Genomic DNA, 22,635 nt, shown 5'->3' with positions numbered 1-22,635 from the left:
TTTCCTCTGTTGTTCCGGTGCTGCTTACAGGTGCGGCAGGATCGACGGCATCAGGTCCTGGAACGTACGGCCGTTGGCCGGGTTGCCGAGGGCCGTCATCTGCCAGCCGCTGCCGACGCGGGACACCTTCGCCATGATCTGGGCCGTGTACTGGCCGCCGCCGTCGAGGGTGTAGCGGGCCAGCTCCTGGCCGTTGGTCTCGTCGACGATGCGGCAGAACGCGTTCTGCACTTCCTGGAAGGTCTGGCCGGTGAACGAGTTCACCGTGAAGACGATCTGGTCGATGTGCACCGGCACGCGCTGGAGGTCGACGAGGATCGACTCGTCGTCCCCGCCCTGGCCGGCGCCGCCGACCAGGTTGTCACCCGTGTGCCGGACCGAGCCGTCGTCGCTCTGCAGGTGCCGGAAGAACACGACGTCCACGGGCTGCTTGTCGGCGAACAGAACCGCCGACGCGTCCAGGTCGATCTCCCGGGTCCGCGTACCGAACAGTCCGCGGCGCTTCGCCGCCTGCCAGCCGAGGCCCATGCGGACCGCGGTCAGCGTGCCCCCGTCCGCCTTCTGCAGACTGATGGCCTGACCCTTGGTCATGTTGATCGTCACGCGCTGTCCCCTCTCCTTAGCCCGCCCCAATACCTTGCGCGCAGCGTGTACCTGCGGCCGTGTGCCACCCTACTGACGACCCCCGGGTCAGGCGAGGCCCGCCTCCTTCATCTGCCGCAGCTCCTTCTTCAGCTCGCTGACCTCGTCCCGGATCCGGGCCGCCACCTCGAACTGGAGCTCGGCCGCGGCCCCCCGCATCCGCTCGGTCATCTGCTCGATGAGCGAGGCCAGTTCCTCGGCCGGCCGGTCGGTGAGCACCTCGACGGCCTTGGCGCCCTTGGCGCCCTTGGCCCCCTTGCCCGCCTTTGCCCCCTTCGCACCCTTGGCCTGGGCCGCCGTGCCGCCGAGCGCGGGCACCGGGGCCTTGGGACCCTTGCCGTCCTTCCCCTGCCGGTACCCGGTCCCGAGCAGCTCCTCGGTGTCGAGCTCCTCGCGGGCGATGGTGGCCACGATGTCGTTGATCTTCTTGCGCAGCGGCTGCGGGTCGATCCCGTTGGCCGTGTTGTACGCGATCTGCTTCTCGCGGCGCCGGTTGGTCTCGTCGATGGCCTTCTCCATCGCCGGGGTCATCTTGTCCGCGTACATGTGGACCTGGCCGGAGACGTTGCGCGCGGCGCGGCCGATGGTCTGGATCAGGGAGGTCCCGGAGCGCAGGAAGCCCTCCTTGTCCGCGTCGAGGATGGCCACCAGTGACACCTCGGGCAGGTCGAGGCCCTCGCGCAGCAGGTTGATGCCGACCAGGACGTCGTACTCGCCGGACCGCAGCTCGCGCAGCAGCTCGATGCGGCGGAGGGTGTCCACGTCGCTGTGCAGGTAGCGGACCTGGATCCCGAGCTCCAGGAAGTAGTCCGTGAGGTCCTCGGACATCTTCTTGGTGAGCGTGGTGACGAGGACCCGCTCGTCCTTCTCGACACGCCGGCGGATCTCGTGCACCAGGTCGTCGATCTGACCCTCGGTCGGCTTGACCACGACCTCCGGGTCGACGAGACCGGTGGGGCGGATGATCTGCTCGACGAAGCCGTCCGAGCGCGAGAGCTCGTACTTGCCGGGGGTGGCCGAGAGATAGACCGTCTGGCCGATCCGCTTCTGGAACTCCTCCCACTTCAGCGGCCGGTTGTCGAGCGCCGACGGCAGCCGGAAGCCGTGGTCGACCAGGGTCCGCTTGCGCGAGGCGTCACCCTCGTACATCGCGCCGATCTGCGGGACGGTGACGTGTGACTCGTCGATGACTAGGAGGAAGTCCTCGGGGAAGTAGTCGATGAGGGTGTTGGGCGCGGAGCCCCGCTCACGGTCGTCCAAGTGCAGCGAGTAGTTCTCGATACCGGAGCAGGAGCCGATCTGACGCATCATCTCCAGGTCGTACGTGGTGCGCATACGCAGCCGCTGCGCCTCCAGCAACTTGCCCTGCTTCTCCAGCTCGGCCAGGCGCTCCGCCAGCTCGGCCTCGATGCCGGCGATCGCCTTCTCCATGCGCTCGGGGCCGGCGATGTAGTGGCTGGCGGGGAATACGTACAGCTCGCGGTCCTCGCTGATGACCTGGCCGGTCAGCGGGTGCAGGGTGGAGAGGGCCTCGATCTCGTCGCCGAACATCTCGATGCGGACGGCCAGTTCCTCGTAGACCGGGAAGATCTCGATCGTGTCGCCGCGCACGCGGAAGGTTCCCCGGGTGAAGGCCACGTCGTTGCGCGTGTACTGGATGTCGACGAAACGGCGCAGCAGCTGGTCCCGGTCGATCTCCTCGCCCACCTTGAGGGAGACCATCCGGTCGACGTACTCCTGCGGGGTGCCGAGGCCGTAGATGCAGGACACGGACGCGACGACGATGACGTCCCGCCGGGTCAGCAGCGAGTTGGTCGCGGAGTGGCGCAGCCGCTCCACCTCCTCGTTGATCGAGGAGTCCTTCTCGATGTACGTGTCCGACTGCGGTACGTAGGCCTCGGGCTGGTAGTAGTCGTAGTACGAGACGAAGTACTCGACGGCGTTGTTCGGCAGCAGCTCGCGGAACTCGTTGGCCAGCTGGGCGGCGAGGGTCTTGTTCGGGGCCATCACCAGCGTGGGCCGCTGGAGCCTCTCGATCATCCACGCCGTGGTCGCCGACTTGCCGGTGCCGGTCGCCCCCAGCAGGACGACGTCCTTCTCACCTGCACGGATGCGCTTCTCCAGCTCGGCGATGGCCGCCGGCTGGTCGCCGCTGGGCTGGTAGGGACTGACGACCTCGAAAGGCGCCACCGTGCGTTCGATCTTCGATACGGGCCGCATAGGTCAACCGTACGACCCCCCACTGACACTCATACATTCCTGCGGGTCCCCGCAGGTGCGGGCGGTTCGCCGCGCCGGGGGTCCGGTATACGGCGCTCTGGTCCGTTTGTCGTAGTTCAGTGGCGGCTCGGTGATCTTCAACGCCATGATCGCCATGAGATGTCCGCATCAGATCCGCCCCGTGAAGTGCATCGCCGCAACGTCTGCCGTTCCACGCCCGCTTGAGGCGGGGACCCAGGGCTCACGACCCGAGGAGAACGCACATGTACGTCCGACCCGCCGCCGCGGCCGCAGCCGCGGTCCTGGGCTTCACCCTCACCCTGCTGGGCGGGACGGCCTCGTCCGCCGCCTCCGGTCCTGTCCGCGGGCTCCCCGGCCCCTTCTCGACCCCCGTCGTGTACGCCCACCGGGGGGCTTCGGCGTACGCGCCGGAGAACACGCTCGAAGCGATCGACCTCGCGATGCGGCTCGGTTTCGACTGGGTCGAGAACGACGTCCAGCGCACCAGGGACGGCGTGCTGGTGGTGGTCCACGACGACACCCTCGCCCGCACGACCGACGTCGAGCAGCGCTTCCCCGACCGCAAGCCCTGGAGGGTCAGGGACTTCACGGCGGAGGAGATCGCCGCGCTGGACGCCGGCAGCTGGTTCTCCGAGGAGTACGCGGGCGCCCGGGTGCCGACCCTGCGGGAGTACCTCGCCCGGGTACAGCGCAACCAGCAGCGGCTGCTGCTGGAGATCAAGAAGCCCGAGCTCTACCCCGGGATCGAGCGCGAGACCCTGTACCTGCTGGACGAGGCCGGCTGGCTCGATGAGCGCCACGTGACGGGCAGCCTGGTGGTGCAGAGCTTCAGCGCCGACTCCGTACGGATCGTGCACGACATGCGCCCGGACATCGTGACCGCGTTCCTCGGCACCCCGACGGTGGCGGACCTGCCGAAGTACGCCCGGTTCACCGACCGGATCAACCCGTGGCACACCACCATTTCGGCCGACTACGTCACGGCGGTGCACAACCTGCTCGGCGCCCACGGCAAGGCCATGGAGGTGGACACCTGGATCGTGGACGACCCGGCGACCGCGCGGAAGGTGCAGGACATGGGGGTGGACGGGATCATCAGCAACGCCCCCGATGTCGTACGGGAGGCGATCGGCGGCTTCTGAGCACGGGCGCGGCGCGGGCGCGGCACGGGCGGCGCGGGCGCGGCACGGGCGCTGTCAGTGGGGCGCCGTACGGTGGACGCGTGGACAGCTCCGAGCGGCCCCGCGGGCCGCATCTCGAATGGACCGTCGTCGCGAGCGACATCGGCCCCCTGCTCCTGGCGGCGACCCCTGAGGGTCTGGTCCGGGTCGAGTTCCATGCCGCCCCGGACCGGGCCGACAAGATGATCGGCTCGCTCGTCTCCCGGCTCGGCGCCGACGCGTGGCGGCCGGCCCCGGGCGAGGAGGTGCTGCTGGCCGAGCCCATACGTCAGCTGACCGCGTACTTCGCCGGTTCGCTACGGCGTTTCGACCTGCCTCTCGACTGGCGGCTCAGCTCCGGCTTCAACCGCCAGGTGCTGCTGGAGCTGGACCGCTCCGTGCCCTACGGCGCCGTCGTCGGGTACGGGGAACTGGCCGCCCGCGTCGGCCAGCCGGGCGCGGCCCAGGCCGTGGGCAACGCCATGGGGTCGAATCCGCTGCCGGTGGTGGTCGCCTGCCACCGGGTCGTGGAGAACGACGGCGGGATCGGGGGCTTCGGCGGCGGGGTCGAGACCAAGCGGCGGCTGCTGGCGCTGGAGGGCGTCCTCCCACAGCCCCTGTTCTGACCTCCGGCCCCTGGTCCGGACCCGCCCTTCGCGCGCGGCGGCCAAGCGGTCCGGCGCGCTGCTCCCGCGCGCCTCCGTACGGCGCGTATGCCCGGTTCCGCCCCGCGGTGGGGGGTGCGACACTGCGCCGGTGAGCACTCGCGCCGTCTCAGGCCCCACCGAGTCCGTACGCCGCCTCCCGCGCCCGCGAGGAGGTACGGCGTGACCGCCACACCCGGCACCGACCGCCCGATTCCGCCGGTCGATCGGGCGGCGCTGCCCCAGCTCCAGCGGCGCACCTCCGCCGTGCTGATCGCCAGCCAGATGCTGGGCGGCGTCGGCGTGCCCGTCAGCATCGCCCTGGCCCCGGTGCTGGCGACGCAGGTCAGCGGCACCGAGGCGCTGTCCGGCTTCGCCTCCACCGCCTCGGTGATCGGTGCCGCCCTGGTCTCGCTGCCGCTCGCCGCGCTGATGACCGCGCGGGGGCGCCGGCCCGGGCTGGTCGTGGCCTACGCGATCGGCGCGGCGGGCGCCGCCATGGTCGTCCTCGCCGCCGTGGTCAAGAGCTTCCCGCTCCTGATGCTCGGCATGGCCTGCTTCGGCGCGGCCTCCTCCGCCAACCTCCAGGCCCGGTTCGCGGCCGCCGACCTGGCCGCCCCGGACCGCCGGGCCCGGGCGATCTCGGTCGTCGTCTGGGCCTCCACCATCGGCGCGGTGCTCGGCCCGAACCTGTCCGCCCCCGCCAGCCGCAGCTTCGCCGGTACCTCCATACCCGAGACGGCGGGCCCCTTCGTGTGGGCCGGAGCCGTCTTCGTACTCACCGGCGCGCTGATCGCCGTACTCCTGCGGCCGGACCCGCTGCTCACGGCCCGTGCCCTGGCCGCGCCCGAGGAGCGGACCGGGGCGGGCCGCTCGCTGCGCGCCGGGTTCGCCGCCGTCAAGGCCTCGCCCCGGGCCAGGCTCGCGCTGGTCACCGTCGCGGTGTCCCACACCACCATGGTCTCGATCATGGTGATGACCCCCGTGGACCTGGGCCACCACGGCGCCGGGCTGGAGCTCGTCGGCCTGGTGATCAGCGGTCACATCGCGGGCATGTTCGCCTTCTCCCCCGTCATGGGGTGGCTCGCGGACCGGCTCGGCCGCCTGTCGGTGATCGGCCTGGCCGCGGGGCTGCTGTCGGTCGCCACCCTGCTCGCCGGCACGGCCGGGCCCCACCACGGGCAGAGTGCGCTCGGACTGTTCCTGCTCGGCCTGGGCTGGTCCGCCGGGATGGTCTCCGGCTCGGCGCTGCTGACCGACTCGGTGCCGCAGCCCGCGCGGGCCGCCGTACAGGGCCTGAGCGACCTCACGATGAACACGGCAGCGGGCGTGGGCGGAGCGGCCGCCGGCCTGGTCATGTCCCAGGCCGGCTACGGCTGGCTGAACGCCATCGGAGCCGCCCTGCTGCTGCCGATGGCGGCCCTCGCCCTGTTCACCGCGCGCCGCCACCCGGTGCCTGCGAAGGCGGCGGTCCAGGGCGCTCAGTAGCTGATGTGGTAGGCCTTGCGCAGCGTTTCGCGCACGGTCCAGGTGGTCTTGTCGCCCTCGCGGAGCACGCAGGCGGAACCGGGGCCCACCTCCAGGGTCTCGCCGCCCTCCACCTCGATCGTGGCGCGGCCGCTGACCACCACGAACAGCTCGTTGGCCTCGGTGTCGGTGACCACGCCCGGGGTGATCTGCCAGATCCCGCGCACCTGCGAGCCGTCCGGGGCCTCCCACAGCACCTTGCCCGTCACGACCGGTGCGCCGGAGACGATCTGCGCGGGGTCGAGCTCCTCGACCTCCAGTTCCGCGTCCGGGACGTCCGGTACGGAGACGGCGAAGGAGGCGGGGGCCGGGTTGGAGGCGGAGGTGGCGGCAGAGGCAGGGGCGGCGGCCGCGGTGTGATCACTGGTGCTCATGGCGCGCCAGCGTAATCCGGCGGGGCCGCACGGCACGGTGGCCAGAGCGTCCAGGTTCGGCCCGGCGGACGAGTCACCCTGTCCAGCCCGCGTCTGCGGGGCGCGTGCTCAGAGGGATCGCTCCTCGGACAGGTTGTGACGGGTGTGACGGGTGAGCGTTTGGGGGCGTGGATTCCGTGCCATGGATGGGGACATGTCACAGCACACAGCATCTCCGCGGCCCCGTTCGACACCCCTGTCCGGCGGACCGGTCCTGTCGGAAGAAGTACGCGAGGCGCTCGCGCGGCGGCGGCCCGTGGTGGCCCTGGAGTCGACGATCATCGCGCACGGCCTGCCCCGCCCCCGCAATCTGGCGGTAGGCCTGGAACTGGAGGCCCTGGTTCGGGCGGAGGGAGCCGTTCCGGCGACGATCGCGGTCGTCGACGGGGTGGCGTACGCCGGGCTCGACAAGACACAACTGGAGCGGATCGCGAGCGGCGAGGGCGTGCGGAAGCTCGGCCACCGGGATCTGGCGCCCGCGCTCGCGACGGGGGCGACGGGCGCGACGACGGTGTCCGCGACGGCCCTTCTGGCCGCGCGGGCCGGGCTTCGGGTCTTCGCGACGGGCGGGCTGGGGGGCGTACACCGGGAGTACGCGCAGACGCAGGACGAGTCGGCGGATCTGTCGCTGCTGGCACGGACGCGGATCACGGTGGTGTGCGCGGGGGTGAAGTCGATCCTGGACGTACCGGCCACCCTTCAGCGGCTGGAGACGCTGGGGGTGGGGGTGCTGGGTTTCGGGACGGATCGTTTCCCAGGGTTCTACCTGGCCAGTTCCGGTGAGCCGGTGGACTGGACGGTGCACCGGCCGGAGGAGGTCGCGGCGGTGATGGCGGCTCAGGACTCGCTCGGCGGACCGGAGTCGGCGCTGCTGGTCGCCAACCCGGTCGCGGAATCGGAGCAACTGGATCCGGAGCTGCACGACCGGGTCCTGGCCGAGGCCCTCGCCGAGTGCCGCGAGCGCGGGATCACGGGGCAGGCGGTGACCCCGTTCCTGCTGGGGTTCCTCGTACGGGCGACCGGCGGGGCCTCGCTGGAGGCCAACCTGGCGGCGGTACGGGGCAATGTGCGCCTCGGGGCCCGCATCGCGGCGGCCTGGACGGCCCGGCCGTGACCGGCGCCGGGGCGGGCGCGGAGGCGGTCTCGGAATCGGTCTCGGAGGCAGAAGCGGGGGCGGAAGCAGGCGCGGAAGCGAGGGCGGAAGCATGCGCGGAGGCGAGGGCGGAAGTGGGCGCGGGAGCGAGGGCGGGGGCTGAGGCGGGCACGGACGGCCTCGCGGAGGCGGAAGCGGGGGCGGGCGCGGAGGCGGGGACAGGCGCGGAGGCGGGCACGGGCACGGAAGCGGGCACGGGCACGGAAGCGGGGGCGGCGCGCGTCGCGGGGGCGGGCGCGCTGCTCGTCGTCGGGGACGTCGTGACCGATGTGGTGGCCGTGCACCCGGAGCCGCTGGCTCCGGCCACCGACACCGCCGCCCGGATCCGCACCCTGCCCGGCGGCGCGGGCGCCAACGCGGCCTGCTGGGCCGCGTACGCGGGCGCGGCCGACGTACGCCTCCTGGCACGGGTGGGCACGGAATCGGCGCGCTGGCACGAGCGGGCGCTCCTGGACGCGGGGGTACGGCCGCGGCTGGTGATCGACCCGGCCGAGCCGACCGGGACGGTGGTCGCCCTGGTCGGCAAGGACACGGAGCGGACGTTCCTGACCGACAGCGCGGCCTCGCTGCGCCTCTCGCCCGCCGACTGGGCGCCGGCCCTGCTGGAGGGGGCGGCCCATCTGCACCTCTCCGGGTACCTGTTCTTCGCGGACAGCAGCCGGGAGCTGGCCCTGGTCGCGCTGCGGGCCGCGCGGACCCGGGGGATACCGGTGAGCGTGGATCCGGCCTCGGCCGGGTTCCTGCTCACCCTGGGGCCGCGGCGGTTCCTCGACGCCGTGGCGGGGGCCGGCGTACTGCTGCCCAACGAGGACGAGGCGCGGCTGCTCGCAGGACTGCCGGAGCGGGCCGGGGCGGCCCGGGCGGCGGCGGAGCTGAGCCGGCGGGTGCCGCTGGTCGTGGTCACCCGGGGCGCGGGCGGGGCACTGGTGGCCGAGGCGGGCCGGATCACCGCCGAGGTCGGCGCGGAGTCGGTCGAGGCGGTGGACTCCACGGGCGCGGGGGACGCGTTCACCGGCGGGTTCCTCGCGGCCCGGCTCGCCGGCGCGGACCCGGCGGAGGCCGCCCGGGCGGGGTGCCGGACGGCCGCGGTGGCGGTGACCCGGCTGGGCGGACGGCCCTGACCCGGCGTTCAGGCCGTGCCGGGGCGGATCCCGGTCCAGGCGGGACGGCGGGGGTCGTCCGCCCGGACCAGGGCATCGGCCAGCACCGCCGGGTCGATCTCGGCCTCGTAGCGCGCGAAGGCGGGCAGGGTCCACCGCGCGGACGGCTCGGTGCGGCGGGCCAGCGCCCCCGGGGAGAGCCGGATGTGCACGCTGAGGTCGAAGGGGAACCAGTGGCCCAGCAGCAGCGGGCCGTGCACGATCAGCACGCCGCCCGCCGGGAGTTCGGTGTACGGGCTGCGGGTGGCCCGGTCGGTCACCGGGTCCCACAGGTCGGGCAGCACCCGCCCGGTGCCGCCGGGGTCGGTCGGCCCGAAGACCTCCCGCCAGAGCGCGGCGGTGTCGTACCAGCCGCCGAGGTACGCGTCCACGTCCTCGCGGCCGAACTCGAAGCGGAGCGACGCCGGCCGCAGGAACCCCTCGGCCGGGACCACCGGCGCCGGACGGCCGCGCCCGCGCAGGGCGTCCGCGAGGTGTCCGGCGAGCACACCGGTGCCGGCGGCGGGCGCGCCGTCGATGCCCACCCGCTGCCAGGCTCCCTGGCCGGAGGCGGTGCGGTGTTCGTCGAGGTGTTGGTCGAGGTGGCCGGCGAGGCGCTCGGCCATCCGCTGCCATGTGATCGCTTCCAGCTGCACGAGCCCATTGTCAGTGGTCGGCCTTAGCGTTTTTCACGAGGGATCACCGGCGCGACAGGAGCCGGCGGCCCGGCCTTGGGGAGGGGTCTGTCATGGCTCGGGAGACGACGTATCTGGAGCTGTCGCAGGATGGCGGCGGAGCGCACAAGTTCTACGAGGTGACCGTGGACGGCACCGCGGTCTCGGTGCGGTACGGGCGCATCGGCGCGGACGGCCAGATGCAGAACTCCTCGTTCCCGACGGCCGAGAAGGCCCGGGCGGCCGCCGCGAAGAAGATCGGGGAGAAGGTCCGCAAGGGGTACGCCCCGGCCGTGCGCGGGCAGCGCGCCGCGCGGTCGGTGACCCGCCGCCAGGTGACCTCCGCGCCGTCGACGGCGCGCGCGGTGGCCCCGGTGCTGTGGCGTTTCCGTACGGGTTCCTCGGCCTTCGGGATCCATGTGGACGAGGACCGCTGCTGGGTCGGCAACCAGGCGGGGGACGTCTACACGCTGAGCCACGGCGGCGAGGTGCTGGCCCGCTACTCCCTGCCGGAGGGGGTGAAATGCCTGGTCGCGGACGAGTTCTGGATATACGCGGGCTGTGACGACGGCACGGTGTACGACCTGTCGTCGAAGGTGCCGTTCGGGGCGTACGACATCGCGGCGGATGTGGACATCTACTGGCTCGACATCCACGAGGGCGTGCTGAACGTGTCGGACGCGGGCGGTGGCCTGACGGTCATCGACCACGAGGACGAGTTCCAGTGGTCCCGCAAGTCCGGGGGGATCGGCGCCTGGATGGTCCGCGCCGACGAGGCGGCCGTCTACCACGGCCACAGCGGCGGTGTGACGGCGTACGCCTCGGACGGCACCAGGGAGCTGTGGCACACCCCCACCAACGGCTCGGTGCTGTTCGGCTGGCAGGAGGAGCACGCGGTGTACGCGGGCACGGGCCGCAAGGTCGTACAGCGGCTGTCGAAGGCCACCGGGGCCATCGAGGCCTCGTACGGGTGCGACGCGGCGGTGTACTCGTGCGCGACCTCGCCGGACGGGCGGTACGTCTTCGCCGGCGACTCGTCCTCCTCCGTGTACTGCTTCGACGCCGACGGGCGGCGGCTGTGGAAGCTGGGCACGGGCGGCGGGTCCGCGCTGTCCATGCAGTACCTGGACGAGCGGTTGTACCTGGTCACCACGGACGGTTCGCTGGTGTGCGTGGACGCGAGCGAGGCGGCGATCACGGCGGCCCAGCGGGGCTCGGTTCCGGTGGCGGTGGATGTGAAGTCGGCGGCGGCGCTTCCGGTGTTCACCCCGGCCGCGTCGGCCGCGTCGGTGGCGACCGTCTCGGTGGCCGCGGCCCCGGCGGGCGCGGTGGTGGTGGAGTGCGTGCAACAGGGCGGCCGAATGCGCGTCCAGGTGGTCTCCGGCGACTACGAGCCTTCGTGGAACGTGCAGTTCCCGCGCGGGATCCGGGAGGTCGGGGCCCGGTATGTGGTGGACGGGCTGCATGCGGCCTCGGGCGGCTTCTACCGGGTGCGCGGGGAGATACGCCGACTGGTGTGACGGGCCGGTTCACGGGGGCGGGGGGCCGGGCCGGTTCACAGGGCGGGGCCGGAGCAGGCGCAGGGCGTGGAGCCGGGTGGGGCCGGGCTGGGTATGGAGAACTCGGCGCCCTCGGGGAGCGCGTCGCAGGTCACGTACAGCACGACCGGTTCGGCGCCGAGGTTGCGTCCGAGGTGGATGTGGGCGATGCCCGCGGGTTCGATGAAGCTGGTCCCGGCCCGGTGCACCACGACCGAGTCGTCGTGCAGGATCCGGGTCAGCGTCCCGGATCTCACCACCGCGATCAGCTCCACCCGGTGGTAGTGCCAGCCGGTGCAGCCCCCGGGCGCTATGACGATCTCGCGACCCTCCAGGTCGGCGTGAGTCTCGGCATGAGTTTCCGCCATCCCCGGGCGCCGCGCCGTTGCCTGCCGTCCACCCATGTGCTCCTCCTCCACGGGCTCCGGCTTTGGCCCGTGCGTCACAGTAGGTGGACATCCGCCATTCCAGTGAGGATTGGCGAAACCCCAACAAACCTGCGCCGCAAGGTGATATGGGGTCTGGGCGGCGGTATCAATCCGGCATGAGTCTCGTGGTGTTCGAGTCGGTGAAACACATCCACTGCGCGGAGTGCCGGCGCGGCCCGATCCGGCACGTGGTCCGCGAGGCCGGCGTGCCCCGCTGCCTGGACTGCGCCGACCTGGGGCACCTGGTCTACCTGCCGCGCGGCGACGCGGCGCTCACCCGCCGTGCCCGTGAGGCCAGTTCACTCTCGGCGGTCGTGCTCCGCCTCCACAAACGCCGCCGCCGCTACGAACGCCAGGGCCTGCTGGTCGAGGACACCGCCCTGGCCCGCGCGGAGCGCGCCTGCCTCGCGGACGCCGACGCGCGGGCCCGCCGCCGCGAGCGCGACCGGCTGCGCCGCGCCGCCGAGGACACCCGCTTCACAGCTGCCTTCGCCGCCGAGATACGGCGGCTGTTCCCCGGATGCCCGGCCGACCGCGCCCAGGCGATCGCCGCCCACGCCTCGCTCCGCGGCAGCGGCCGGGTGGGCCGCACCGCCGCCGGCCGGGCCCTCGACGAGCAGGCGGTGTCGATGGCGGTCCGGGCGGCCGTGCGCCACACCGACACGGAGTACGACGCCCTGCTGATGGCGGGCATCCCCCGCTTCGCCGCCCGCGCCCGGCTGGCGGCGCGGATCGACGCGATCCTCGACGGATGGCGCACGGGCGGCCCGGAAGGCGCTAGTTGAGCCGGAAGCGGCGGTACAGCAGCACGCCGCCGAGGAGCAGCGCGCCGCCGCCGGGGAGGAGGTAGCCGACGGCGTCGGCCCCGGTGTGGGCGAGCGCGGAGGTGTCGCGAGGCGGAGCGGGCGTGACCGCCGGAGCCGGCGGGGTGACGGGCCGGACGGCGGGCGGCTGGACGGGCTTGCCGACGCTGGGCTCCCCGTTGACGGAGGTGTTGCCGCTGGAGGCGTTGCCGGCACCGACGACGCTCACCGCGTTACCACTGATGTTCAGCGGTACTTCGATCGGGAGCTGGATCCCATTGCCGGACAGCACCCCCGGTGAATCCTTTCCCCGCCCCGTGGCACCGGCGCCGGGTTTGGACGGATGCGCGCGCTGGGACGGATCCGAGGGCCTCGGCCCCGGCGACCCGTGGTCCCCCGGGCTCTCGTTGACACACCGGTTCCCGGCGGCCGAGTTGAGCAACCCGACCACGCTCACGGTGTTGCCGCACACGTTCACCGGCGCGCTCACGGGCAGTTGCACCAGATTCCCCGACAGCAGACCCGGGGAGCGCTCGGCCTGTCCGCCCGCCTCCGCATCGGCGTAGGCGAAACCGCTCACCCCCGCTACGGCCAGTCCGCCACCCGCGACCACCGCCGCGATCAAGCCATTCCGACGACTGTGACGCATCAGCTTTCCTGCCTTCCGGAAGGTTCACGGGCGCTGCGCCCGCACCGGAGACAACGCGGGTCAACCCATTCGGGTTATAGAGCCGGTACGCATTTCACTCCATCGTGTACTGGGTACTTCCTTCTTCATGACTGTTCGCCCGCTGCTCCTCCTCGATGTGGACGGCCCTCTCAACCCCTTCCGGTCCCGTCTCGCCGGGCTGCGCGGATACACGAGTCACCGCATGCGCCCGGCGGTCTGGATGTCCGGCCGCGCCCCGGATTCCCGCAGCGCCCGGCGCGGCCTGCGCGTGCGCCTCCACCCCGCCCACGGCGCCCGGCTGCTGGCGCTCCCCTTCGAACTCGCCTGGGCCACCGCCTGGACGGATGACGCCAACACGATGATCGCCCCGCACATCGGACTTCCCGCTGATCTTCCTGTCATCGAATGGCCGGAACTCTTCGCCCACGACCCCGACGGCCTCTTCTGGAAAACCCGCCCGCTGCTCGACTGGGCGGCCGGCCGCCCCTTCGCCTGGGTCGACGACATGATCAACCCCCGCGACCGCGCCTGGGTCCGCACCCACCACCCGGCCCCGGCGCTCCTCCTCCGCATCCACCCCCGCCACGGCCTCCGCGACCGCGACTTCACCGCTCTGACGCGCTGGGCCGCCGACCTGCCCGGGTGAACCTCGCGCGCCCGGCCGCTCACAACCCGAGGGCTGCGACCGGGTCCGGGGCGGGGCGGCCCTTCGGCCACCAGTCCTCGTCGCCCAGGCGGGACTCGTAGGCGTACCAGAGGCCCTCGCGGCTCAGGCGGAGCTGGCGGTTCAGGCAGGTGAGGCGGTTGCGGTCGGGGCGGAAGGAGCCCTGGCCGGCCGCCAGGAGGGCCGGGCGGGCCCGGTCGAAGGGGCCGGCCGGGGGGTCCCAGGGCTCGTCGAGGGCGACCAGGGCGAGCAGGCCGCCCTGGCGCCAGGCGGCGGCGCCCCGGGCGAGGTCGGTGGTCGTACGGCCGGTGGCGCGAGCCAGGTCCCGGTAGAGGCTCCGGGCCGGGCCGGTGAGCCCGGCCGTGGGGTGCGCGGACGCCAGCCGGACAGCGTCCTGCCAGAGGGTGAGACCGGCGATCGGGTCCTCGCCGGTGGTGAGCAGGGCGAAGGCCCGGGTCGCGGCGTCGGTGGCGAGCTGGTCCAGGGCGAGCGGGTCCGGGGCCGCGGGATCGCCCGGGTAGGCCGGCGGCAGTCCCACGCCGGCGGGCGCGGCGAGCGGGGCGGGCAGCGGCGGCAGGACGGCGCGGGCCAGCGCCGCGCGGGCCGGGACCCCGGGGAAGTCCGGCGCCGCGTCGGGCTGTTCGCGCGCGGCGTGGGCGGCATTGCGGCGGGTCAGCTCATCGAGCAGCTCCCGCTCACCGCGGCCGCGCAGGAGCAGCAGGACGAACGGGTCCTCGTCGAGCAGCCGGGCCGCCCGGTAGCAGAGGGCCGCCGCGTGCTTGCACGGAGGGCGCGCGATGTCCGGGCAGGAGCAGCGCGGGACGAGCTCGCCAGCGCCGGGCAGGATCGACTCCGCCAGAGATTGCGGAACCTCCCTCTCCAGCAGCGCCGCGAGGGCTGCGGGGTCGGCCGCGACCGCCTCCAGGAGTTCCCCCCATTCGGCGTCCGCGAAGGCGTTCAGCGACAGCTCGGTGCGGTAGGGGCGGGGCCTGCTGCCCCGTACGTACGCGACGATCCGGCCGGGCGTGATCGTGACGGCGTCGACATGGCCCTGCTCGGCATACGCGCGGCCGCGCCCGAGGCGTGCCGCGTCGCGGGAGCGCTCCTCCAGGGCGGCCACCCAGGCCCGGCCCCACCAGGTGACGGCCTCCACCCCGGCGGGCACGGTCTCGAAGGTGCGGCGGCGGTCGTCCCGCGCGGTGATCACGCCGGCCTCCGCAGGGAGACGAGGTCGGCGAGCTCGCGGTCGGTCAGCTCGGTCAGCGCCGACTCGCCGGAGCCGAGGACGGCGTCGGCCAGGGCCCGCTTCGCCTCCAGCATCTCCGCGATCCGGTCCTCGACCGTGCCCTCGGCGATGATCCGGTGGACCTGCACGGGCTGGGTCTGGCCGATCCGGTACGCGCGGTCGGTGGCCTGCTCCTCGACCGCCGGATTCCACCACCGGTCGAAGTGGATGACGTGCCCGGCCCGGGTCAGGTTCAGCCCGGTACCGGCCGCCTTCAGGGACAGCAGGAACACGGGCACCTCACCCGCCTGGAACCGGTCCACCAGCTCCTCCCGGCGCGCCACCGGGGTACCTCCGTGCAGCAACTGGGTGGCGACGCCCCGAGCGGCGAGGTGCCGCTCGATGAGCCGGGCCATCGTCACGTACTGGGTGAAGACCAGCACCGAGCCGCCCTCGGACAGGATCGTGTCGAGCAGCTCGTCCAGCAGCGCCAGCTTGCCCGAGCGGTGCGCGATCCGCGGCTGCTCTTCTTTCAGGTACTGCGCCGGGTGGTTGCAGATCTGCTTGAGCGAGGCCAGCAGCTTCATGATCATGCCGCGCCGCTCTATGCCCTCGCTCTCCTCGATCACGGCCATCGCCTCGTCCACGGCCGCCTGGTACAGCGAGACCTGCTCGCGCGTGAGGGACACGGGATGGTCGGTCTCCGTCTTCGGCGGGAGCTCGGGCGCGATCCCGGGATCGGACTTCTTGCGGCGCAGCAGGAACGGCCGTACGAGCGCGGCCAGTCGGGCGACCGCCGCCTCATTGCCGCCGTCCTCCTCCTGCTGGTGCTCCACCGGACGGGCATGGCGCGCCCGGAACGCGGTGAGCGGGCCCAGCAGGCCGGGTGTGGTCCAGTCGAGCAGTGCCCACAGCTCGGACAGGTTGTTCTCCACCGGGGTGCCGGTCAGCGCCACCCGGGCCGGGGCCGGGATCGTGCGCAATGCCTTCGCCGTCGCCGAATGGGGGTTCTTGACGTGCTGCGCCTCATCGGCGACGACCATGCCCCAGCTCTGCTCGGCCAGCCGGGCGGCGCCGGCGCGCATCGTCCCGTACGTGGTGAGCACGAACCCCCTGTCGAGATCCGCCATCCCGTCGAGGCTGCGGCCGGCCCCGTGGTAGCGGCGCACGGGCGTGCCGGGCGCGAACCTCTCGATCTCCCGCTGCCAGTTGCCCAGCAGGGACGCCGGACACACGACGAGCGTCGGCTCGGGGCGGTCCCGGTGCAGGTGCAGCGCGATCAGCGTGACCGTTTTGCCCAGGCCCATGTCGTCGGCGAGGCATCCGCCGAGGCCGAGCGAGGTCATCAGATCCAGCCAGGCCAGGCCGCGCGCCTGGTAGTCGCGCAGGGTGGCCTTCAGACCGGCCGGCGGCGGAAGCGGGGCCAACTCCCCCGTCAGCCGCTCCCGCAGGGCCGCGAGCGCCCCCACCGGTACCGCCGCCACCGGCTCCCCGTCCACCTCGGCGGTCCCCGTCAGTACGGTGGCCAGCGCATCCACCGGGTCCAGCAGGCCGAGCTCCCGCTTGCGCGCCTTGCGCACCAGCTCCGGATCGACCCGCACCCACTGGTCGCGCAGCCGCACCACGGGCCGGTGGGCCTGCGCGAGCGCGTCCATCTCCCCCGGGGTGAGCCGGTCGCCGCCGAGCGCGAGCTCCCAGGAGAAGGCGAAGAGGTGCTGCGCGTCGAAGAAAGCGGTGCCGTCGGTGGCGGAACCCGGCGCGGTGGACCGTACGACGGCGGTCGCGGACAGCGTACGAGCCAACTCGCGCGGCCAGTGGACCACGACCCCGGCGGCGGCCAGCCGACTCGCGACCGCGCCCAGCAGGTCTTCCAGCTCGGGATCCGACAGGGCCAGCGCATCGGGAACCGGCTGGTCCAGCAGCCGGAGCAGCGGCGGCCAGATCCGGGCGGCCCGACGCAGCGCGAGCACCGCGTCGATCCGGGCACGCGGCCCGAAGCCGGCGGCGGCCGTGCCCGCCCACAGCGCCCCGGCGTCGGTGACCAGGGTGGGGTCGGCGAGGCTGTGGACCTGGACGACGGCGGCGCCCGCGCGGCGGGTGTCGTCCTCCTCGGCCTCGTCGAAGATCCGGAAGGAGGACAGGTCGAGCCGGAGCGAGATCCCGACCCCGATGTCGGCGCCGGCCGCGACCTGCGCGGCCCAGTCCCGTATCCCGGAGACCCGCTGCGGCTCCCGCGCGGCGAACGGCCGCCCGGCCGCCACGGGCGCGGCCGGGGTACGGGGCAGGCTGTCGGCGACGGCGTCGAGGAACGCCCGGACCAGGGCCTCCGGTTCGGGCAGCTGGAGCGGGCGGCGGCCGGCCAGCGGGGTGGCGTACCCCTCGTGGGGAAGCGCGGCGGCGATCGCGCGGAGGTGGCCGAGGTCCTCGGCGCCGAGCGGGCCGACGCGCCAGGCGTCGATGCCGTCGGGGGTGAGCCCGGGCAGCAGGCGGCCCCGGGCGACCAGGGTGAGCGCCTGCGTCGCGGCGGTGCCCCAGGCGCGGGTGGCGGGGTGAGCGGCGGCGCTGTGCGGGGCCTGGGCCAGCAGCGGCAGGGCCGCGGTGACGGACAGCGCCAGGCCGGGGACGGTCCGGGTGCGGACCCCGTCACCATACGGCCGGACGAGCGCGAGCGGTGTCGCCTCCCCCGGGAGCGGGTCCCCGGGGAGCGGGTCCCCGCCGGGGGCCCAGAACACGACCCGGCCTTCACGGGGCACAGCGGCGGGCAGGAAGACGGCGGCATGCCGCAGCAGCGCGCGGGCGGCTGCCGGTGTCTGCGGTGTCATGCGTCCCCCTCCTCCCTGTCCGCTGCCTGTCGGACTGCCTCAGCCCCACTGTCGACGAGTCTAGGCGCGGCCACTGACAACGCCGCTGACCTGCGCATACGGGGTGGGCTGGGGGGTCAGGTCAGCGGGACCAGCGGCCCTGTTCGTGCGCGAAGCCGTACACCGGGCGGTTCGGGGCGGCGCTCGTGCGCCACGGACGGCCGTTGTCGTCGAGGCGGAGGGTGCCGGAGCCGGTGGGGGCGGACCAGCGGAGGTCGAGGGACCAGTCGCAGTCGCACCCCGTCGTGGTGGCCTCCACCCGCAGTACGACCGGCTCGGCCGCCGAGACCCGCAGGGGGAACGCGGGAGCCGGGAGCGCGTCCCCGGTGTCCTTGCCGGCCACCGGGCGGGCCAGCGGACGAGGCGCGTCCAGGTTGACCGCGAACCCGGCGGGGGTGAGGGCGCCGCCGCAGCCCTGGGACATCTGGTACACGTTCCAGGCAGGCGGAGTACGCCGCGCTGCCACCCGTACCTCCAGGTCCTCCAGGACCACGGCCTGCGCCCCGGGGCCCGCGCCGTGCAGAGTCACCTCCACGATCTGCGTCCCCGCGTGCACCGCCCGCTGTGCGGACGCCCATACGGGCGCGTCCGCCTCCACCGGGGGCGGGGGCACGTCCGCCGGGCCCTGCCGGGCCAGGTACGCGTGGTCGCAGCCCGCGGCCCACACGTGCGACCGCACCGCCGCCCGAAGAGGCGCCGTCGCGGACGGAGCCGGCTTCGAGCCCGGGTCCGAGGGCGACGTCGAAGCCGGGCTCGGCGTCGGGCCGGCGCTCGGGGGCGAGGTCCGCGCCGGGCTCGGGCCGGGGTTCGGAGCCGCCGACGCGGCCGCGGGTGAGGCAGCCGTCCCCCGCCCCCGGCCGGCGCCCGCCGCCGTCAGGCCCACGACGGCCACCCCCGCTGCCGCCACCCCCGCGACGGCCACCACCACCGCCCGCCGACTCCGATACCACCGCACCGACAACCCCGGCCCCGCGCCCCGCACCGGCTCCGAGTCCGAGCCCTGCTCCCCCACCGACGCCGGCTCCAGGCCGCGCCCCCGCTCCGGCTTCCGCTCCGCCTCCGGGACCGGTTCCGGCGCGCGCCCCGGTGTGAGGCGGGGGTTCGTCAGTGAGCGGCGGCGGGCGTCCGCGAGGAGCCATGCGCGGTGCAGATCCACCGCCTCCGGCCGCGTCGCCCCGCACGCCCGCGCGAAGCGGTCCACCACCGCGAACTCCGTCGGCACCGCCTCCCCGTTGCAGTAGCGGTGCAGGGTCGACGTACTCGTGTGCAGCCGGCGCGCCAGCGCCCCGTAACTCAGCCCCGCCCGTTCCTTCAGCTCCCGCATCAGCCGCGCGAACCGCTCCGCCTCGCCCACGGCGTTCCCCCCGTCCCGTGACGTCGTTCCATGCAAGGGGTGTTCCCCCAGGTGACGGCACGTATGGCCGTTCCAGTGTCCCGAATCCGCCGCGTCCCGTCGCCCGACACCCCGCCCTGGGTAAAGGCTCTGCACACAGACCGGCCCACCGATCACACCACGGGGAGAAACAGACCATGTTCCGACGCACGATCGCCGCCACCACGACCGCGCTCGCCGCTGCGGCCGCCGCCCTGCTCCTCACGACTTCGGCCACCGCCACGGCCGCCGCCACCACCGCCCCCGGCTTCCTCAAGGGCGCCGACCTCCCGCCGCACCCGAGCTCGCCCTGGTACGCCGGCGCGGTCACCAAGGGCCTGCCCGAGTTCGCCCCCTTCTGCCTGGACGGCGTGCTCCCGGCGGCAGGCAGCTGGCACCGCGACCTCGGCACCGAGTTCGACACCAACGCCGTACAGATCTCCGTACGCGCCTCCTCCGCCGCCGCGGCCGCCGACCTCACCGCCACCCTTGAGCGCAAGGTCGCGGCCTGCGCCGCCGACTGGCTGCGCATGACCCCGGGCGGGACGGCGTCGTGGCAGGACTACGGCCGGATCAGCGTCGAGGAGGGCGCGCACGTCTACGGCGTACACACGTCGGTCCCGGAATCCGAGCCCGGCGTGCACCTCTTCGGAATCGGCCGCGACGGCTCCACCGTCACCGTCGTGCGGTGGGGCCAGATGGGCCACCTCACCGACGCCCCCGTCCCGGCCTTCAAGAAGACGACCACGACGGCTGTGAACAGGCTCAATCCCTGATCACGAGCGGCCCGCGGGCGGCGCCGGTGGGACCATGGACAGTGAGGCGAGGCGATGCCCATGCGATCCGGAAACGAGCCGGTGACCGCCCGCAGTCCGTTGCGGCTGCGGTTCTGGCTGAGCCTGTGGGGGCTGATCTGGGCCGCCGGCGGGGCGGCCGCGTTCGCGCTGGCCGACCGCGCCGGGTGGGCCGCATTCTGCGCCGTCGTCTTCGTGCTGGCGGCGGTGGACCTGGTCGTCGTACTCCGCCACATCCGCCAGGGCCCGCACTACCAGCCCGGCCCGGACGTCCCCCCGTACGAGCCCCCGCGCCACCGCTGACCCGGCCGGGGGATCACCCTTCAGCCGCGGATCAGTTCTCGAAGCGGGCCGCCGCCAGATAGTCCGGTTGCGGATCGAGGGCGGCCGCGAGCCGGAAGTGCTTGCGCGCCTGCTCGGGCCGCCCGGACCGCTCGTGCGTGCGGGCCAGTGCGAAGTGCGCGAACGCGTTGTCCGGCTCCCGCTCCAGCACCAGCTCGAACTCAAGTGCCGCCGGCCGGAGTTGGGCCGCCGCGAAGAAGGCCCGGGCACGCAGCAGCCGGGCCGCCGTGTTCTCCGGGTGCGCGGCTATCACCGAGTCGAGGAGCTTGACCGCGCCGCGCGGGTCACGGGCGGCAAGGAGGTGCTCGGCGGCCCGGTAGTCGATGACGTGCGTCTCCGGGCTGCCGGCCCCTGAGGATGACGGCTGCGACGGACGGGACGGCGGCCTGGTGTCGGACACGATCAGATCCTTCCCTCTGCGGCGCTTTCCACGCCCCCACCCTGCTTGCTCTTCCATGTGCACGTCAGACCCAGCCGCCACCCCGAGCCCGCTCGACCCGAGCCCGCTCGGCCCGACCCCAGTCCGCCCATCAGCCCAGCCGCCCAGCCGCCCCGTCAGGCTTCGGAAGCCGACGCCGCGGCCGCCCGCGCCGTGAGTTCCTCCCACACCTTGCGCACCTGCGGCTCCAGCGCCTCCAGCGGCCCGTCGTTGTCGATCACGAGCGTGGCCACCGCCAGCCGCTGCTCCCGCGTCGCCTGCGCGGCCATCCGGGCCCGCGCCTCCTCCTCGGACATCCCCCGCAGCGAGGTCAGCCGCGCCAGCTGCGTCTCCGGCGCGGCGTCCACCACGACCACCAGGTCGTACAGCGGCGCAAGGCCGTTCTCCGCCAGCAGCGGTACGTCGTGCACCACGATCGCGTCGGGCCCCGCGGCCGCCTCCAGCTCGGCGGACCGGGCCCCGACCAGCGGGTGCACGATCGCGTTGAGGGTCTGGAGCTTCGCCGGGTCGGCGAACACGATCGAGCCCAGCTTGGGCCGGTCCAGCTCCCCCTCCGGCGTCAGCACCGACTCCCCGAAGGCCGCGACCACGGCCGCGAGCCCGGGTGTGCCGGGCGCCACGACCTCCCGCGCGATGCGGTCGGCGTCCACGATGACCGCCCCGTACCCCGCCAGCAGCCGCGAGACCTCGCTCTTGCCGGCTCCGATTCCGCCCGTCAGGCCAATCTTCAGCATGCCCGGCACACTAGCCCCCGCGTCCCGGCCCACCTATAGCCCCCTAGCCCCCGGCGTCGGGGAACGCTCAGAGCGCTCAGCCCTCGCCCTCGCGCTCCGCCAGGAACCGCTCGAACTCGCGCCCGATCTCATCCGCCGACGGGATCTGCGCGGGTTCGGCGAGCATGTTCCCCCGCGTCTCGGCACCGGCCGCCGCGTCGTACTGGTGCTCCAGCCCCTGGACCAGGGTGACGAGCTCTTCGTCGCCCTCCCGGATCTGCCGGTCGATCTCCGTCTGCGTGCGGTGCGCCTCGGTCCGCAGGGCGTGCGCCACCGCCGGCAGGACCAGCCCGGTCGCCGCGGTGATGGCCTCCAGAGTCGTCAGCGCCGCGTCCGGGTACGGGGAGCGGGCGACGTAGTGCGGAACGTGAGCGGCGACGCCCAGCACGTCGTGCCCGGCCTGCGCGAGCCGGAACTCGACCAGCGACTCCGCGCTGCCCGGGACCTGCGCCTCGTCGAACGGGCTGCGGTGCCCCGGCATCAGGTCGGTGCGGTTGCCGTGCGGGGTGATGCCGACGGGCCGGGTGTGCGGAACGCCCATCGGGATGCCGTGGAAGTTCACCGAGAGCCGGACGCCGAGGCGCTCGACGATCTGCCGGACGGCGACGGCGAAGCGCTCCCACTCCACATCCGGCTCCGGGCCGGAGAGCAGCAGGAAGGGCGCGCCGGTGGCGTCCTGCACGAGGCGCACCTCCAGGCGGGGCTCCTCGAAGTCGGACCAGTGGTCGCGCTGGAAGGTCAGCAGCGGACGGCGGGCCCGGTAGTCCACCAGCCGGTCCGCGTCGAAGGCGGCCACCAACTGGTGGGGCAGGGTGTCCAGGAGCCGCTCGACGATCTGCTCGCCGGCCTCACCCGCGTCGATGTAGCCCTCGAAGTGGTACAGCATGACCAGCCCGGCCGAGTCCTGGGCAAGCGCCAGGTCCGCCACCGCCAGGCCCTTGGCGTCCCATTCGTACAAACCTTGTGGATCAAGCACCGTCACCGCTCCTCCTCGCCGCGTTCTCTGCGAAGAACGTCCAAGGCGGCCCCACCATTCCCCAGTTGAGCGCTTTTACGGGAACGCGACGAAGCCGGCGCACCACGGGCACACGTACGCACCGCAGGGCACACATACGCACCGCGGGCACACATGC

At 73.6% G+C, this 22,635-nt stretch carries 22 protein-coding genes; 10 read left to right on the top strand and 12 right to left on the bottom strand.

Annotation, left to right across the window (positions count from 1 at the left end; genetic code table 11):
* Window positions 1–24: 24 nt before the first annotated feature.
* Both MTF65_RS23440 and uvrB read right to left on the bottom strand, forming a co-directional pair.
* On the bottom strand, window positions 25–603 hold the full coding sequence (locus MTF65_RS23440; RefSeq protein ID WP_243630887.1) for a TerD family protein: 579 nt from the start codon (window positions 601–603) through the stop codon (window positions 25–27).
* An 87-nt stretch (window positions 604–690) separates the two neighbouring features.
* Complete coding sequence (gene uvrB, locus MTF65_RS23435) at window positions 691–2,862, bottom strand: excinuclease ABC subunit UvrB (protein ID WP_243630886.1); 2,172 nt, start codon at window positions 2,860–2,862, stop codon at window positions 691–693.
* A 263-nt stretch (window positions 2,863–3,125) separates the two neighbouring features.
* On the opposite strand from uvrB, the gene MTF65_RS23430 reads away from it, so the two are divergent.
* The 3 genes from MTF65_RS23430 (at window position 3,126) to MTF65_RS23420 (ending at window position 6,175) form a co-directional block, all read left to right on the top strand.
* Window positions 3,126–4,025 carry a glycerophosphodiester phosphodiesterase family protein gene (locus MTF65_RS23430; protein WP_243630885.1) on the top strand — a complete coding sequence of 300 codons (900 nt, stop codon included), beginning with the start codon at window positions 3,126–3,128 and terminating at the stop codon, window positions 4,023–4,025.
* Between the two features lie 80 nt (window positions 4,026–4,105).
* Entirely contained in the window at window positions 4,106–4,669 is a 564-nt protein-coding gene (locus MTF65_RS23425) for a methylated-DNA--[protein]-cysteine S-methyltransferase (RefSeq protein ID WP_243630884.1), read from the top strand.
* 201 nt (window positions 4,670–4,870) lie between these two features.
* Window positions 4,871–6,175 carry an MFS transporter gene (locus MTF65_RS23420; RefSeq protein ID WP_243630883.1) on the top strand — a complete coding sequence of 435 codons (1,305 nt, stop codon included), beginning with the start codon at window positions 4,871–4,873 and terminating at the stop codon, window positions 6,173–6,175.
* Here MTF65_RS23420 and MTF65_RS23415 read toward each other — a convergent pair.
* Window positions 6,169–6,588 carry a cupin domain-containing protein gene (locus tag MTF65_RS23415; RefSeq protein ID WP_243630882.1) on the bottom strand — a complete coding sequence of 140 codons (420 nt, stop codon included), beginning with the start codon at window positions 6,586–6,588 and terminating at the stop codon, window positions 6,169–6,171. The two genes, MTF65_RS23420 and MTF65_RS23415, sit on opposite strands and share 7 nt — an antisense overlap.
* A 193-nt stretch (window positions 6,589–6,781) precedes the next feature.
* Here MTF65_RS23415 and MTF65_RS23410 point away from each other — a divergent pair, with 193 nt between their 5' ends.
* Window positions 6,782–7,741 (top strand): pseudouridine-5'-phosphate glycosidase, encoded by a 960-nt coding sequence (locus MTF65_RS23410; RefSeq protein ID WP_243630881.1) that lies wholly within the window; start codon window positions 6,782–6,784, stop codon window positions 7,739–7,741.
* A gap of 278 nt (window positions 7,742–8,019) precedes the next feature.
* Window positions 8,020–8,901, top strand: coding sequence for a carbohydrate kinase family protein (locus tag MTF65_RS23405; protein ID WP_243631008.1), 882 nt, complete (start codon window positions 8,020–8,022; stop codon window positions 8,899–8,901).
* Window positions 8,902–8,909: 8 nt separating this feature from the next.
* Here the strand turns inward: MTF65_RS23405 and MTF65_RS23400 are convergent, their stop codons facing one another.
* Window positions 8,910–9,575, bottom strand: a complete 666-nt coding sequence (locus MTF65_RS23400) for a uridine kinase (protein WP_243630880.1) — start codon at window positions 9,573–9,575, stop codon at window positions 8,910–8,912.
* A gap of 92 nt (window positions 9,576–9,667) precedes the next feature.
* On the opposite strand from MTF65_RS23400, the gene MTF65_RS23395 reads away from it, so the two are divergent.
* Entirely contained in the window at window positions 9,668–11,113 is a 1,446-nt protein-coding gene (locus tag MTF65_RS23395; protein WP_243630879.1) for a WGR domain-containing protein, read from the top strand.
* 35 nt (window positions 11,114–11,148) lie between these two features.
* Here MTF65_RS23395 and MTF65_RS23390 read toward each other — a convergent pair whose 3' ends face one another.
* Window positions 11,149–11,499 (bottom strand): cupin domain-containing protein, encoded by a 351-nt coding sequence (locus tag MTF65_RS23390; protein WP_308407211.1) that lies wholly within the window; start codon window positions 11,497–11,499, stop codon window positions 11,149–11,151.
* Between the two features lie 176 nt (window positions 11,500–11,675).
* On the opposite strand from MTF65_RS23390, the gene MTF65_RS23385 reads away from it, so the two are divergent.
* A complete protein-coding gene (locus tag MTF65_RS23385; RefSeq protein WP_243630878.1) occupies window positions 11,676–12,344 on the top strand; it encodes a DUF2293 domain-containing protein in 669 nt (222 codons plus the stop codon).
* On the opposite strand, the gene MTF65_RS23380 is transcribed toward MTF65_RS23385, so the two are convergent.
* Complete coding sequence (locus tag MTF65_RS23380; protein ID WP_243630877.1) at window positions 12,337–13,011, bottom strand: chaplin; 675 nt, start codon at window positions 13,009–13,011, stop codon at window positions 12,337–12,339. The genes MTF65_RS23385 and MTF65_RS23380 overlap by 8 nt on opposite strands.
* A 127-nt stretch (window positions 13,012–13,138) precedes the next feature.
* Between MTF65_RS23380 and MTF65_RS23375 the strand changes: the two genes are divergently transcribed.
* Complete coding sequence (locus MTF65_RS23375) at window positions 13,139–13,678, top strand: hypothetical protein (RefSeq protein WP_243630876.1); 540 nt, start codon at window positions 13,139–13,141, stop codon at window positions 13,676–13,678.
* A 19-nt stretch (window positions 13,679–13,697) separates the two neighbouring features.
* Here MTF65_RS23375 and MTF65_RS23370 read toward each other — a convergent pair whose 3' ends face one another.
* The 3 genes from MTF65_RS23370 to MTF65_RS23360 form a co-directional block, all read right to left on the bottom strand.
* Window positions 13,698–14,903: an SWIM zinc finger family protein gene (locus tag MTF65_RS23370; protein WP_243630875.1), complete on the bottom strand. Its 1,206-nt coding sequence runs from the start codon at window positions 14,901–14,903 to the stop codon at window positions 13,698–13,700.
* Complete coding sequence (locus tag MTF65_RS23365; RefSeq protein ID WP_243630874.1) at window positions 14,900–17,743, bottom strand: DEAD/DEAH box helicase; 2,844 nt, start codon at window positions 17,741–17,743, stop codon at window positions 14,900–14,902. The genes MTF65_RS23370 and MTF65_RS23365 overlap by 4 nt, the downstream gene beginning before the upstream one ends.
* A 121-nt stretch (window positions 17,744–17,864) precedes the next feature.
* Window positions 17,865–19,136 (bottom strand): helix-turn-helix transcriptional regulator, encoded by a 1,272-nt coding sequence (locus tag MTF65_RS23360; RefSeq protein WP_243630873.1) that lies wholly within the window; start codon window positions 19,134–19,136, stop codon window positions 17,865–17,867.
* 176 nt (window positions 19,137–19,312) lie between these two features.
* Between MTF65_RS23360 and MTF65_RS23355 the strand changes: the two genes are divergently transcribed.
* A complete protein-coding gene (locus MTF65_RS23355; protein WP_243630872.1) occupies window positions 19,313–19,930 on the top strand; it encodes a hypothetical protein in 618 nt (205 codons plus the stop codon).
* A 60-nt stretch (window positions 19,931–19,990) separates the two neighbouring features.
* The gene (locus tag MTF65_RS23350; RefSeq protein ID WP_243630871.1) at window positions 19,991–20,251 is read left to right on the top strand and encodes a DUF6343 family protein; all 261 of its coding nucleotides are present in this window, start codon (window positions 19,991–19,993) and stop codon (window positions 20,249–20,251) included.
* Between the two features lie 31 nt (window positions 20,252–20,282).
* On the opposite strand, the gene MTF65_RS23345 is transcribed toward MTF65_RS23350, so the two are convergent.
* The 3 genes from MTF65_RS23345 to MTF65_RS23335 all read right to left on the bottom strand — a co-directional run bounded on the left by MTF65_RS23345 (window position 20,283) and on the right by MTF65_RS23335 (window position 22,478).
* Entirely contained in the window at window positions 20,283–20,690 is a 408-nt protein-coding gene (locus tag MTF65_RS23345; protein WP_243630870.1) for a tetratricopeptide repeat protein, read from the bottom strand.
* Window positions 20,691–20,845: 155 nt separating this feature from the next.
* Complete coding sequence (coaE, locus tag MTF65_RS23340) at window positions 20,846–21,463, bottom strand: dephospho-CoA kinase (protein WP_243630869.1); 618 nt, start codon at window positions 21,461–21,463, stop codon at window positions 20,846–20,848.
* Window positions 21,464–21,539: 76 nt separating this feature from the next.
* The gene (locus tag MTF65_RS23335) at window positions 21,540–22,478 is read right to left on the bottom strand and encodes a PAC2 family protein (RefSeq protein WP_243630868.1); all 939 of its coding nucleotides are present in this window, start codon (window positions 22,476–22,478) and stop codon (window positions 21,540–21,542) included.
* Between the last annotated feature and the right edge of the window lie 157 nt (window positions 22,479–22,635).

The sequence above is a fragment of the Streptomyces sp. APSN-46.1 genome, from assembly GCF_022815725.1.
GTDB lineage: Bacteria > Actinomycetota > Actinomycetes > Streptomycetales > Streptomycetaceae > Streptomyces.
The sequence above is the reverse complement of the archived record's forward strand: the minus strand, read 5'-3'. Positions and strand labels throughout refer to the sequence as shown.

Coding starts and splice junctions, on each gene's coding strand:
- uvrB (WP_243630886.1), bottom strand. CDS start 2,862: ATGCGGCCCGTATCGAAGATCGAACGCACGGTGGCGCCTTTCGAGGTC.
- MTF65_RS23430 (WP_243630885.1), top strand. CDS start 3,126: ATGTACGTCCGACCCGCCGCCGCGGCCGCAGCCGCGGTCCTGGGCTTC.
- MTF65_RS23415 (WP_243630882.1), bottom strand. CDS start 6,588: ATGAGCACCAGTGATCACACCGCGGCCGCCGCCCCTGCCTCTGCCGCC.
- MTF65_RS23410 (WP_243630881.1), top strand. CDS start 6,782: ATGTCACAGCACACAGCATCTCCGCGGCCCCGTTCGACACCCCTGTCC.
- MTF65_RS23395 (WP_243630879.1), top strand. CDS start 9,668: ATGGCTCGGGAGACGACGTATCTGGAGCTGTCGCAGGATGGCGGCGGA.
- MTF65_RS23390 (WP_308407211.1), bottom strand. CDS start 11,499: ATGGCGGAAACTCATGCCGAGACTCACGCCGACCTGGAGGGTCGCGAG.
- MTF65_RS23385 (WP_243630878.1), top strand. CDS start 11,676: ATGAGTCTCGTGGTGTTCGAGTCGGTGAAACACATCCACTGCGCGGAG.
- MTF65_RS23380 (WP_243630877.1), bottom strand. CDS start 13,011: ATGCGTCACAGTCGTCGGAATGGCTTGATCGCGGCGGTGGTCGCGGGT.
- MTF65_RS23375 (WP_243630876.1), top strand. CDS start 13,139: ATGACTGTTCGCCCGCTGCTCCTCCTCGATGTGGACGGCCCTCTCAAC.
- MTF65_RS23365 (WP_243630874.1), bottom strand. CDS start 17,743: ATGACACCGCAGACACCGGCAGCCGCCCGCGCGCTGCTGCGGCATGCC.
- MTF65_RS23355 (WP_243630872.1), top strand. CDS start 19,313: ATGTTCCGACGCACGATCGCCGCCACCACGACCGCGCTCGCCGCTGCG.
- MTF65_RS23350 (WP_243630871.1), top strand. CDS start 19,991: ATGCGATCCGGAAACGAGCCGGTGACCGCCCGCAGTCCGTTGCGGCTG.
- coaE (WP_243630869.1), bottom strand. CDS start 21,463: ATGCTGAAGATTGGCCTGACGGGCGGAATCGGAGCCGGCAAGAGCGAG.